The organism is Micromonospora sp. NPDC005172 (genome assembly GCF_040608555.1).
Classification (GTDB): Bacteria; Actinomycetota; Actinomycetes; order Mycobacteriales; family Micromonosporaceae; genus Micromonospora.
In genome coordinates this window covers 35,336-48,343 of the sequence record NZ_JBEXIL010000024.1, presented here as the reverse complement: position 1 = coordinate 48,343, position 13,008 = coordinate 35,336, and the positions used below count along the sequence as shown (strand labels likewise).

The 13,008-nt window shown below is 71.4% G+C and carries 9 protein-coding genes; 3 read left to right on the top strand and 6 right to left on the bottom strand.

The genetic code is table 11. From position 1 onward, the window contains the following. Positions 1–120 precede the first annotated feature (120 nt). Positions 121–963, top strand: a complete 843-nt coding sequence (locus tag ABZV06_RS18110; protein ID WP_355622702.1) for an FAD:protein FMN transferase — start codon at positions 121–123, stop codon at positions 961–963. Positions 964–970: 7 nt separating this feature from the next. Here ABZV06_RS18110 and ABZV06_RS18105 read toward each other — a convergent pair whose 3' ends face one another. After that, complete coding sequence (locus ABZV06_RS18105; protein ID WP_355232959.1) at positions 971–1,996, bottom strand: hypothetical protein; 1,026 nt, start codon at positions 1,994–1,996, stop codon at positions 971–973. Positions 1,997–2,366: 370 nt separating this feature from the next. Between ABZV06_RS18105 and ABZV06_RS18100 the strand changes: the two genes are divergently transcribed. Next, entirely contained in the window at positions 2,367–2,723 is a 357-nt protein-coding gene (locus tag ABZV06_RS18100) for a hypothetical protein (protein ID WP_355232958.1), read from the top strand. A 108-nt stretch (positions 2,724–2,831) separates the two neighbouring features. Here the strand turns inward: ABZV06_RS18100 and serA are convergent, their stop codons facing one another. From serA to ABZV06_RS18075, 5 genes are all read right to left on the bottom strand, one after another. Beyond that, positions 2,832–4,430: a phosphoglycerate dehydrogenase gene (gene serA, locus ABZV06_RS18095; protein WP_355232957.1), complete on the bottom strand. Its 1,599-nt coding sequence runs from the start codon at positions 4,428–4,430 to the stop codon at positions 2,832–2,834. Between the two features lie 501 nt (positions 4,431–4,931). Continuing rightward, positions 4,932–5,945, bottom strand: coding sequence for a ketol-acid reductoisomerase (ilvC, locus tag ABZV06_RS18090; protein ID WP_355232956.1), 1,014 nt, complete (start codon positions 5,943–5,945; stop codon positions 4,932–4,934). A 56-nt stretch (positions 5,946–6,001) separates the two neighbouring features. Then, positions 6,002–6,517, bottom strand: a complete 516-nt coding sequence (ilvN, locus tag ABZV06_RS18085) for an acetolactate synthase small subunit (RefSeq protein WP_007456364.1) — start codon at positions 6,515–6,517, stop codon at positions 6,002–6,004. 82 nt (positions 6,518–6,599) lie between these two features. Then, a complete protein-coding gene (locus ABZV06_RS18080; protein ID WP_355232955.1) occupies positions 6,600–8,480 on the bottom strand; it encodes an acetolactate synthase large subunit in 1,881 nt (626 codons plus the stop codon). A gap of 188 nt (positions 8,481–8,668) precedes the next feature. Continuing rightward, complete coding sequence (locus ABZV06_RS18075) at positions 8,669–11,041, bottom strand: EAL domain-containing protein (RefSeq protein WP_355622699.1); 2,373 nt, start codon at positions 11,039–11,041, stop codon at positions 8,669–8,671. 111 nt (positions 11,042–11,152) lie between these two features. Between ABZV06_RS18075 and ilvD the strand changes: the two genes are divergently transcribed. After that, on the top strand, positions 11,153–13,000 hold the full coding sequence (gene ilvD / locus ABZV06_RS18070) for a dihydroxy-acid dehydratase (protein ID WP_355232953.1): 1,848 nt from the start codon (positions 11,153–11,155) through the stop codon (positions 12,998–13,000). Positions 13,001–13,008 lie beyond the last annotated feature (8 nt).

Below are 13,008 nucleotides of genomic sequence, written 5' to 3'. Positions count from 1 at the left end.
CCCTCTCAGCTGGGACTCATGTAGCGATCATGTCCGCTGCCTACGGTGGGGGTCAGCGGGCAGGGGGCCCGCGAACGGTGGTCGCGACGACGCGACGTGAACCGCGAGGGGGCAGGCGCCATGCGCATCGACGAGCAGCCGCGGACCCGCTGGCCGGAGCTGTCGACGTTCCGGCACCGCAGGCCGGACCTCCGCCTCGGCAGCCGCCGAAACCGGATCGACCCGGCCGGCGCCACCCAGGGACGCATCGCCGTGCAGCACACCGTACGCACCGCCACCGCCGAGTACACGCTGCTGCTCAACGCCCCCGAGCAGCTCGGCCGTCGGGGCGTCGGCGAGGCGCTGCGGGACAGCGTCGCCGAACTGCGCGCCGTCGACCTGACCTACGGCCCGAACCGCCCGGAGAGCCTCGTCTCCAAGCTGCGTCGGGGCGAGATCAGCCCCGAGTCGTACCCCCCGCTGGCCGACCTGGTGGACCGCTGTGTGGCGATGCGCGCCGCCACCGACGGCTGGTTCGACGCCTGGGCGGTGCCCGGCGGCTTCGACCCGGGCGGTCTCCTGGGCGGCTGGGCCGTGGAGCGTGCCGCCGCCCGGCTGCGCGCCGCGGGCATCCACGACTACGCCGTGCTCGCCGGCGCCGACCTGGTGGTCCGCGGCCATGCGCCGCACGGAGGGCCGTGGCGGGTCGCGATACACCACCCGACGGCACCGGACCGCGCGCCACTGGTGCTGGAGATGACCGCAGGAGCCGTCGGCACCTCCGGAGTGTCCGGACGGCAGGGACACGTGGTCGACCCGCACACCGGCGAGGCGGCCGACCACCTCGTCGCCGCGACCGTCGTCGGCCCGGACCTCACTGTCGCCGACGCGTACGCCACCGCTCTCTATGCCGCCGGCCCCACCGGCCTGGCCTGGTTCCGGGGTGGCTCCGAGTATCGCGCGATCTTCGCCCACCGCCGCTGAGCGCGCCCTAGCGTCCCGTGCTGGGGTCCGGCACGGTGACCCGCGCCGGAGTCCGGGCCCCGAAGACGGTGGCGATCAGGTCGCTCACCGTGTGCACCCCCACGTCGATCCCCTTGCCGGGTGGCAGTTGGTACATCACGGCGACCACGTAACGCTGGTCGTCACCGGCGAAGCCCACCGTGTTGGTCACCCAGTGCTCGCCGCCCGGATCCGGCTCGATCGACCAGCCGTCCTTCGTGCCGGGGTGCATGTCGCTGCCGGCCGCCCAGACACCCCAACGCTGGATCGAGCCGACCGAGCGCATCGCACCGACGAGATAGGCGCGGTCGGTCGGATCGAGTTTGTCCAGCACGTACGACATCAACCGCTGTAGATCATCTGCCGTGCACTTGAGGTGGCCCCAGAAGCGCGAGAACCCGGAGACGGTGCTCAGCCCGGTCATCCCATAGCGCTGCTGGAAGCGTTTGAGCTGTTGGTCGCGGCCGTAGCGATTCCACAGCGCGGTGGCGGCGTCGTCGGAGGAGAAGTTCAACATGTCGGCGATCTGTCGACGCGCGGTGGCGTCGAGCGTGATCTCGCCCGCCCGGGCCCGTTCCAACAGCCCGACAGTCATCGCGAGCTTGATGGTGGAGGCCGTCCAGATCGGGTGGTCGGTGGTTCCCGCCCGCCAGAGCTCGCCGGTACGCCGGTCCCGTACCAGGATTCCGAGAACCCCCGGTCGGCTCTTCAGAAGGGTTGCCGCCGCCGCGAAGCGTCGGCGTTGCGCCTCGTCGGCACCCGACGTGCCGGTTTGCCGGCCACCGGCCGGCCCCAACCCACTCGTCGACCGCGGGCCGGCGGTCCCCGTGGACGCCGACGAGCCCGGCGGGCCACTCGGCTCAGTCGAACAGCCAGCCAGCACGAGTACCGCCACCAGGGCCGCGAGGAGCCTCGTCGGCCACACCGTTCGTCGAGGCGTCGCGGGTCGCCGCAGTCCAGCAGCCCGCCGAGCGACCTGACGGGTCTCGTCGTCCGAGAACCGAGCGCTAGTCACGGCGGCCGATCATAGCGGGACGGCCGGACGCGTCGTCGCACCTGAGGCCCGCCGACTGCCTCGCGACCCGGATTGCGATCGGCCCCCACGGCCTCGGCAACGGCTGTGGGGGCCGGTCAGCGACGAGTGCGCGTGGCTCGCACAATCGAGGGGTGCGGACCGGTCGGGCCGGACGTCGGCCACGCCACCCGAAGACGGGCCGGCGCCACGGCCTGGCGGCCAGTAACCGCAGTCGTACGCTAGCGAATCGACGCAACTCGACGCAAGAGTCTCCACAGCGGACCCCTTCGGACGGAAAGCGACGGCTCATCGATTGGCCTGCGGCGAGGCAGTTTCGACATGGTGAACGACGGATGGCACGCTGTCCGCCGTGAGTTTCGATCTGAGTGTGTGGGCCCTGGAGGACGGGGCGACGCCCGAGGACGTGCGGGCAGCGGTCGACGGTTGCCGGCAGGGGCGGCACGTGGACCGATACCCGGACCCGCGCGTCGTCGGCTTCTACCGGGCGATCACCGCGTCCTATCCGGACCGTCACCCCGGCCCGGACAGCCCCTGGGCTGTCGCGCCGCTGCACGCCGCCCACGATCACGTCGAGCTGAACCTGCACCCGACCTGCGCGGACCAGGTACTGCTGGACATCGAGCGGCTGGCCGGGGAGCACGGGTTGATGCTCTTCGACCCCCAGGACGGCTCGGTCTACCCGCCCCCGGCCCGACTGACGCACTGACCACTCCCCGGGCGGAACACCTCCCGGCGTACGACGAAGGGGCCCGGCGCTGTCGCCGGGCCCCCCGTGGTGCTGCCGTGCGTGCCTGTCGCGCCGCCGGCCGACGGACTACTCGTCGCGCAGGTCCGCCGCGCTGGCAGCGGTCGCGCCGATCGAGTCGGCCGCCGAGGTCAGCAGGTCGGCGCCGAGCGCCTGGTCGACGGTGAGGGTCATCAGCGTCTCGCCGCCCGCCTCGCGCCGGGCCACCTGCATCGCGGCGATGTTGATACCCGACTCGCCCAGCAGGGTGCCGACGGTACCGACGACACCCGGCCGGTCGGCGTAGCGCAGGAACAGCAGGATGCCCTCGGCGGCGATCTCCACGTCGAAACCGTCCACTTCGGTCAGCCGCGGAACGTCACGGGTGCCGGTGTGGTTGACCGTCCCGGAGACGCTGACCGCCCGACCGTCCGGCAGAGCGCCGCGCACCGTGACCAGGGTGGGCTGCTCGGCGGTCTCGGCCTGGCTGTCCAGGGTGACCTCCACGCCACGCTCGGCGGCCAGGTGCGGTGCGTTGACGTAGGTGACCTGATCCTCGACGACCGAGCTGAAGAGGCCCTTCGTCGCGGCCAGCTTGAGCACCGACACGTCGTGGCTGACGACCTCGCCGCGAACCTCGACGGTGACGCTGGCCGCGACCCCGCCGGCGACGGCGGTGAAGGCGCGACCCAGCTTCTCGACGAGCGGCAGCAGCGGGCGGACGTCCTCGGCGACCACGCCGCCGGCCTGGACGTTCACCGCGTCCGGAACGAACTCGCCCTGCAGCGCCAGCTTCACGCTCTTGGCCACCGCCAGACCGGCCTTGTCCTGCGCCTCGTGCGTCGAGGCGCCCAGGTGCGGGGTGGCCACCACGTTGTCGAAGGCGAACAGCGGCGAGGAGGTGCAGGGCTCCTTGGAGTACACGTCGACGCCGGCGCCGGCGACCCGCCCCTCGGCGATGGCGTCGGCGAGCGCCTGCTCGTCGACCAGGCCGCCGCGTGCGGCGTTCACGATGCGGACGCCGGGCTTGACGAGCGCCAACTCCTTCTCGCCGATCAGGCCGACCGTCTCCGGGGTCTTCGGCAGGTGGATCGAGATGAAGTCGCTCTCGCGCAGCAACTCCTCGAGCCCGACCAGTCGTACGCCGAGCTGCGCGGCACGGGCCGGCTGGATGTACGGGTCGTACGCGATCAGCCGGGTGCCGAACGCCGCGATGCGCTGCGCGAAGAGCACCCCGATGCGACCCAGCCCGACCACACCGACGGTCTTGCCCTGCACCTCGACACCCGTGTACTTGGACCGCTTCCACTCGCCCGCCTTGAGCGCCGCGCTGGCGCTGGCGGTGTTGCGGGCCACGGCGAGCAGCAGTGCGACTGCCTGCTCAGCGGCGGAGACGATGTTCGAGGTGGGTGCGTTGACGACCATCACGCCCCGCGCGGTGGCTGCCGGCACCTCGACGTTGTCGAGTCCGACGCCCGCACGGGCGACCACCTTGAGTCGCGGCGCGGCGGCGACCGCCTCGGCATCGATCTGTGTCGCGCTGCGGACGATGACGGCGTCGGCCTCGGAGAGCGCCGAGAGCAGGGCCGGACGGTCGGTGCCATCGACGTGACGGACGTCGAAGTCGTGAGCGAGCACCTCGATGGCGGCGGGGGCGAGTTCTTCGGCGATCAGTACGACAGGATTCATCGGTCCTCGTAGACGTCGTGTTTGCGATCGGCGCGGGTGGCGGGGCGCCGCACTGCACCCCGTGCTGATCCGTGCCGTGGCCGTCAGGTGCCGGCTCAGCGCACCTACCCGCGATCGTAGGGGCCGCGCTGGCCGGCGTGTTCCGGTCTTCGGGGTGAGTGCCCTCACACGCCCGGTCAAGTGACCGACATCAGCCGTTCACCACCCCGAAACGCACCCCACCCCACCCCCACCCTCGCCCCTACCCCCGACCCCGCCCTCGTCCCCGCCCTCGTCCCCGCCCTCACCCCGCCCTCACCCCGCCCTCACCCCGCCCTCACCCCGCCCTCGTCGATCTTGCACTTGCTGTGGCGACGTAAAGGACACTGCCCCACAAATCGCCATCCGAAAGTGCAAGATCGACGAGGGCGGGGGGCGGGGCGGGGGGGGCGACGGGTTGGCCCCGGGGGCGCTGGGGAGAGCGCGACCCGGGGCCGGGGAACCGTGGGTGTTGCGGTGCGGTCAGGCGGTTTCGGTGATCGGGCGGTCGACCCAGCTCATCATGCCGCGCAGCTTCTTACCGGTCTCCTCGATCGGGTGCGCCGCGCCCTCGGCCTGCCACTTGGCGAAGTTGGGGCGGCCCGCCTCGTCCTCGGCGACCCACTCGCGGGCGAACTCGCCGGACTGGATCTCACCGAGGATCTTGCGCATCTCCTCCTTGACCCGGGCATCCACGATGCGCGGACCACGGGACAGGTCGCCGTACTCGGCGGTGTCGGAGATGCTGTACCGCATCTTGGCGATGCCGCCCTCGTACATGAGGTCGACGATCAGCTTCAGCTCGTGCAGGCACTCGAAGTAGGCCACCTCCGGGGCGTAGCCCGCCTCGGTGAGCACCTCGAAGCCGGCCTGCACCAGGGCGGTCGCGCCGCCGGCGAGCACTGCCTGCTCACCGAAGAGGTCGGTCTCGGTCTCCTCGGTGAAGGTGGTCTTGATCGCGCCGGCCCGGGTGCCGCCGATCCCCTTGGCGTACGCCAGGGCGAGCGCGAACGCGTTGCCGCTGGCGTCCTGCTCGACGGCGACCAGGACGGGCACGCCCTTGCCGTCGACGTACTGGCGACGAACCAGGTGGCCGGGGCCCTTCGGCGCCACCATCGCCACGTCCACCTCCGCGGGGGGCTTGATGAGCCCGAAGCGGATGTTGAAACCGTGGCCGAAGAAGATCGCCTTGCCCGGGGCCAGGTTCGGGGCGATCGACTCGGTGTAGATCTTGCGCTGGGCGGTGTCCGGTGCAAGCACCATGATCACGTCTGCCTCGGCCGAGGCCTCTGCCGGCGTGAGTACCCGCAGGCCCTGCTCCTCGGCCTTGGGACGGCTCTTCGAGCCCTCCGGCAGACCGACCACCACGTCGACGCCGGAGTCGCGCAGCGACAGCGCGTGGGCGTGGCCCTGGCTGCCGTAACCGATCACCGCGACCTTCTTGGCCTGGATCAGGCCGAGGTCGGCATCGTCGTCGTAGTAAACCTCAACGCTCATGAGAACTTCCCTTTCGTACGACGGCCTGAGTGCCCGTCGTGGTCTGTGCGGATGGGTCAGGCGGCCCGCAGCGCGGGACCGGCGGTGATCGAACGCGAGCCGCGCCCGATGGCAACCAGTCCGGACTGGACCATTTCCTTGATGCCGAAGGGCTCGAGATCGCGCAGCAGCGCGTCGAGCTTGTCCGGCGTGCCGGTGGCCTCGATGGTGAGCGTGTCCGGTGCGACGTCCACCACCCGGGCGCGGAACAGGTTGACGGTCTCCAGCACCTGGGACCGTGCGGCACGGTCGGCGCGGACCTTCACCAGCAGCAGCTCCCGGGCAACCGAGACCTGCGGGTCAAGCTCAACGATCTTGAGCACGTTGACCAGCTTGTTGAGCTGCTTGGTGACCTGCTCCAGCGGGGACGACTCCGCGTTGACCACGATGGTGATCCGGGAGACGTCCGGGTTCTCGGTCTCGCCGACGGCGAGGCTGTCGATGTTGAACCCGCGCCGGGAGAACAGGCCGGACACCCGGGCGAGCACGCCGGGCTTGTTCTCCACGAGCACGGACAGAGTGTGCATGGTCATGCCACGACCTCGCTTCGCTCGGTCGCGCCCTGACGACCCGCATCACTGAGCTTGATGATTCGTTCGCTTCGCTCACTCATGGTCAGATGTCATCCTCGTCGAAGACCGGGCGGACGCCGCGGGCGAACATGATCTCGTCGTTGCTGGTGCCGGCGGCGACCATCGGCCAGACCATGGCGTCCTTGCCGACCACGAAGTCGATCACGACAGGAACGTCGTTGATCTCCATGGCGGCGGCGATCGTCTTGTCCACGTCGTCGGCGGTCTCGCAGCGCAGTCCCACGCAGCCCAGCGCCTCGGCGAGCTTGACGAAGTCGGGAATGCGGTGCTTGTGGGTGCCCAGCTCGGTGTTGGAGTAGCGCTCGTTGTAGAACAGCGTCTGCCACTGCCGGACCATGCCGAGATTACCGTTGTTGATCACGGCGATCTTGACCGGGATGCCCTCCAGCGCGCAGGTCGCCAACTCCTGGTTGGTCATCTGGAAGCAGCCGTCGCCGTCGACCGCCCACACCACAGTGTCCGGCTTGCCGACCTTCGCGCCCATGGCCGCCGGCACCGCGTAACCCATCGTGCCGAGACCGCCGGAGTTCAACCAGGTGTACGGCTTCTCGTAGGAGATGAACTGGGACGCCCACATCTGGTGCTGCCCCACCCCGGCCACGAAGATCGTGTCGGGGCCGACGATCTCTCCCAACCGCTTGATGACGTACTGCGGGGAGAGCGTGCCGTCGGACGGCTCGTCGTAGCCCAGCGGATAGCGGTTGCGCAGGTCGTCGAGCTGGGTCCACCAGTCGCTCAGGTCGGCGACGCGGCCGCCCGCGCGCTCGACGGTCACCGCGGCGATCAGCTCGTCGATGACGTGCTTGGCGTCACCGACGATCGGGACGTCCGCGTGCCGGTTCTTGCCGATCTCGGCGGGGTCGATGTCGGCGTGCACCACCGTCGCGTCCGGGGCGAACGAGTCGAGCTTGCCGGTGACCCGGTCGTCGAAACGCGCGCCCAGGGCGACGATCAGGTCGGCCTTCTGGAGGCCGTACACGGCCGCGACGGTGCCGTGCATGCCCGGCATCCCCAGGTGCTGCGGGTGCGAGTCGGGGAACGCCCCGAGCGCCATCAGCGTGGTGATGACCGGGATGCCGGTCAGGTCGGCGAGTCGACGCAGCCCGTCGGTGGCACCGGCCTTGAGCACGCCGCCGCCCACGTAGAGGACCGGCCGGCGGGCGCCGGCCAGCAGGCGGGCCGCCTCGCGGATCTGCTTGCCGTGCGGGTGCAGGGTCGGCCGGTAGCCGGGGAGGTCCAGCGTGGGGGGCCAGCTGAAGGTGGTCGACGCCTGGAGCACGTCCTTGGGGATGTCGACCAGCACCGGGCCGGGCCGACCGGTGCTGGCCAGGTGGAACGCCTCGGCCAGCACCTGCGGGATCTCCTCGGGGGTCTGCACGAGGAAGTTGTGCTTGGTGATCGGCAGCGTGATGCCCTGGATGTCCGCCTCCTGGAAGGCGTCGGTGCCGATCGACGGGCGCGCCACCTGGCCGGTGATCGCCACCATCGCCACCGAATCCATGTACGCGTCGGCGATCGGCGTCACCAGGTTGGTCGCACCCGGACCGGAGGTCGCGATGCAGACGCCGACCTTGCCGGTGGCCTGCGCGTACCCGGTCGCCGCGTGCCCGGCGCCCTGCTCGTGACGAACCAGGATGTGCCGGACGGTGGAGTCGTAGAGCGGGTCGTACGCCGGCAGGATCGCGCCGCCCGGGATGCCGAAGACGACGTCGACGTCGAGCGCCTCCAGGGACCGCACCAGCGAGCCGGCGCCGGAGACCTGGGCCGGAGCGGATGTCCGTACGGCCGGAACTGCCGGCGTGGCCGCAGCGCGCGCGGCGGCGGGGTCGGCGGTGGCCGGGTCGGCGGACGCGCGGGCCCGTCGGGCGGTGTGGGCGAGGGTCTCGGGCGTAGGTCTCGTCATGGTGGTTCTGGCCTTCGGCTGGAGTGGCTGGGGCTTGTTCAGCGATGCGACGTGGGCGTGGGCCCGTCGCGACAGGTTCCGACGGCAATAAAAACGGCCCTCGTGCAGATGCACGGGGCCAGCGCACTCTCGACGGAGGAGAGTGCGCTCAGATAAGTACTCGCAGCGACCGGTACGACGACATGCGGCTAAGCCTGACGCATCTCACGCGATGAGTCAACTGATCCCACATGTTGGTTAACCGAGGGCGGCGCGTCGGTCGACGCCGCGCCGCCACCAGGCGGCATGACCTGCCCGGACCCGCCGGAACCCCGGCGCTGAGCGGGCAACGGGCCGGGACGCGCACCGGGCGACGTGGCCGCCTCCAGCATCGCCTCCAGGTGTTCTGCGGGCACCCCCCAGCCGAACAGCGCGCCCTGCCCGAACCGGCACCCCGCGGCGACCACCGCGGCCAACTCGGTCGGCGTGGTGACCCCCTCGGCGATGACCTCCATGCCCAGCTGGTGCCCCAGCCGCATGACGATGTCGACCATGGGCGCGAACGCCGGGCCGTCCTGGCCCACCGGATGCACCGGCTCGTGCTCGGCCACCAGACTGTGGTCGATCTTCAGGATGTCGATGGGCAGCCGGCGCAGCTGACCCAGGGACGAGTACCCGGCGCCGAAGTCGTCGAGCGCGATCCGTACGCCGGTCAGCCGCAGCGCGGTCAGCCGCCGGATCAGCTCGTCCAGATCGGTGGCGACCGCGTGCTCGGTGACCTCCAGCACCAGCCGCTGCGGCGGTACGTGGTGGGCACGCAGGGCCTCGGCGACCTGGACCACGTACTCCCGGGCGTGCAGTTCCCGCGGCGAGACGTTCACCGAGACCCAGACGTCGTGCCCGTCGGCGAGCCAACGGGAGAGCTGGTAGCAGGCCTGGTGCAACACCCAGGCGCCGAGTGAGGCGATCATGCCGCACTCCTCGGCGAGCGGGATGAACTCGTCCGGTCGGACGTTGCCCAGCTCGGGATGGTGCCAGCGGAGCAGCGCCTCGGCGCCGACCGGCCGGACCGACGGCAGCGACGCCACCGGCTGGAAGGCCAGCCGCAGCTCGTCGCGCTCGATCGCGCCCCGCAGCTCGTGCTCGACGGTGGTGCGGCGACGCAGCAACTGGTCGTACGCGGCGTCGTAGCGCTCGATCCGGTTCTTGCCGCGCTGCTTGGCGTAACGCAACGCCAGGTCGGCGTGGCGCAGGAGCAGCTCCACGTCCGGATCGGAGGACCATCCGGCCACCCCGATGCTCACGGACAGGAAGATCGGGCCCTCCGGCTGGTCGTACGGCCGGTTGAGCACCCCGAGCAGCCGCTCGGCCACCCGGTCCGCCTCGACGGGCTGGGCCGGCATGAGCACGGCGAACTCGTCGCCGCCGAGCCGGGCCGCCACGTCGCCCGGGCGCAGGTTGCCGCGCAGCCGGCGACCCACCTCGGCCAGCACGGCGTCACCCACGTCGTGGCCACGCATGTCGTTGACGTTCTTGAAGCCGTCCAGGTCCAGACCGAGCAGGACACATGGCGTGCCCGCCGCCGCGCCGGCGTGCAACGCCCGCAGCAGCCCGCGCCGGTTGGCCAACGAGGTCAACGGGTCGGTGTGTGCCAGCTCACGAAAATGCGCCTCCCGCTCAGCCAGCCGGCCGGCGTAGTCCCGGACGTCCTTGAGGGTGAGGTACTGCCGGGCGACGAGGGCGAAGCCCTCCACGCTGCCGGCGAGGATGCCCGGCGCGGTGAAGCGGCCGTCCTGGAGCAGGTGGTACATCGCGGAGGCCGCCATCGCCAGCATCGGCGCGAGCGCGTACTCGCCGTCACGGCCGATGAGGTCCAGCGCGACCTCACCTGGCTGGTCGACCCGGCGCACCGCGAGCGCGACGGTCAGCAGACCGGCGGACAGCACCGCCGCGCCGGTGAGCGCCATCGTCGGCCCGGCCTGGCAGAGCCCCGCGCTGAGGCCCAACCCGCCGCAGCTCACCGCGGTGCTGCCGGCCGCGAGCACACCCAGCCGGTGACGCGGGGCGGCAGCCCGGAACACGACGATCACGGCGAGGCCGGCACCGAGCGCGGCGCTCACCGTCGTCACCAGGATCGCCGGGCAGGCCATCGGGGTGGCGGCGCCGAGCAGCCGGGTCGGCTCGGAGAAGAGCACCCAGCCGACGAACCACAGCGCCGCCGCCACGGTGACGCCGTCCAGCGCCAGCCGGGCGGTCCCCGCGGCGGTCGCGGCGACCCCCGGCAGTCGGAGCAGCCCAGCCGCGAAGGCCAGGCCGGCCACCGCCATACCGATCGCCGCCGCCGTCGCCCAGCCGGTGCGCTGCCCCTGCTCGTGAGCCCAGTGGTCGCTCGCCGACAGCACGGCCGCGAGCCCGGCCAGCAGGCTGACCACCGACACACCCGCGGCGGCCACGAGCAGCACGTGCGCCGGTCGGCGCGGCCCGGTGCGCCGCCGGGCGACCACGGTCAGCAGCGCGGTGGCCGCGACCGCGACCAGCCCGCTCAGCGCCGCGACGGCGACCATGCCCGGGGGAAGATGCACGACAACAAGAGTGCCGGATGAGCGCACGTCGTGGGAGGCCCGATGTGCAACTGTTGGGACACGGCCCATCTCCCCAGGGGTTCGGGCGGTGGCGGTGTCATGCTGGTATGCATGCCTGAGCTGCGATCGAGGACGTCCACACACGGTCGGACGATGGCCGGCGCCCGGGCCCTCTGGCGGGCCACCGGGATGACCGACGACGACTTCGGCAAGCCGATCGTCGCCATCGCCAACAGTTTCACCCAGTTCGTGCCGGGTCACGTACACCTCAAGGACATGGGCGGCCTGGTCGCCGACGCGGTGGCCGAGGCCGGCGGCGTCGGACGGGAGTTCAACACGATCGCGGTCGACGACGGCATCGCGATGGGCCACGGCGGCATGCTCTACTCCCTGCCCAGCCGCGAGCTGATCGCCGACGCGGTGGAGTACATGGTCAACGCGCACTGCGCGGACGCCCTGGTCTGCATCTCGAACTGCGACAAGATCACCCCGGGGATGCTGCTGGCCGCGCTGCGCCTCAACATCCCGACCGTCTTCGTCTCCGGCGGTCCGATGGAGGCCGGCAAGACGGCGGCGATCGAGGGCATCGTCCACAGCAAGATCGACCTGATCGACGCGATGATCGCCTCGTCCAACGAGGCCGTCACCGACGACCAGCTCGGCGAGATCGAGCGCTCCGCCTGCCCGACCTGCGGCTCCTGCTCCGGCATGTTCACCGCCAACTCGATGAACTGCCTCACCGAGGCCATCGGGCTCGCGCTCCCCGGCAACGGTTCGACGCTGGCCACCCACGCCGCGCGCCGGTCGCTCTTCGTCGAGGCCGGCCGGACCGTCGTGGAGATCTCCAAGCGGTGGTACGACGGTGACGACGACTCCGTCCTGCCGCGCACGGTCGCCTCCAAGGACGCCTTCGAGAACGCGGTCGCCCTCGACGTGGCCATGGGCGGCTCCACCAACACGGTGCTGCACCTGCTCGCCGCCGCCCGCGAGGCGGAGCTTGACTTTGGCGTCGCCGACATCGACGCCATCTCCCGGCGGGTGCCCTGCCTGGCGAAGGTGGCCCCGAACTCCCCGAAGTACCACATGGAGGACGTGCACCGCGCCGGTGGCATCCCCGCGATCCTCGGCGAGCTGGACCGCGCCGGGCAGCTCAACCGGGACGTCCACGCCGTGCACTCCCCCTCGCTGGCCCAGTGGCTGACCGACTGGGACGTGCGCGGTGGCTCGCCGACGCCGGAGGCGGTCGAGCTGTTCCACGCCGCACCGGGCGGGGTGCGTACCGTCGAGCCCTTCTCCACCACCAACCGCTGGTCGACGCTCGACACCGATGCCGCCGAGGGCTGCATCCGGGACGGCGAGCACGCGTACTCCGCCGACGGTGGCCTCGCCATCCTGCACGGCAACCTGGCCCCGGACGGCTGCGTCGTGAAGACCGCCGGGGTGCCGGACGACTGCCTGACGTTCCGCGGCCCGGCGAAGGTCTACGAGTCGCAGGACGACGCCGTCACCGCGATCCTCGCCAAGGAGGTCGTCGCCGGGGACGTCGTGGTGATCCGCTACGAGGGTCCCAAGGGCGGCCCCGGCATGCAGGAGATGCTCTACCCCACCTCGTTCCTCAAGGGTCGCGGGCTGGGCCGGTCCTGCGCGCTGCTCACCGACGGCCGCTTCTCCGGCGGCACGTCCGGTCTCTCCATCGGCCACGCCTCCCCCGAGGCCGCCTCCGGCGGACTGATCGCCCTGGTCCGCGAGGGCGACGAGATCGTCATCGACATCCCGGGCCGGTCGATCAACCTGAACGTGCCGGAGGACGAGCTGGAGGCACGACGGGTCGCCGAGGAGAAGCGCGACAAGCCGTACACCCCGACCGACCGGCAGCGTCCGGTGTCGGCGGCGCTGCGCGCGTACGCCTCGATGGCCACCTCGGCCAGCGACGGCGCCTACCGCCGCGTCCCCGAGTAAGCCCGCGC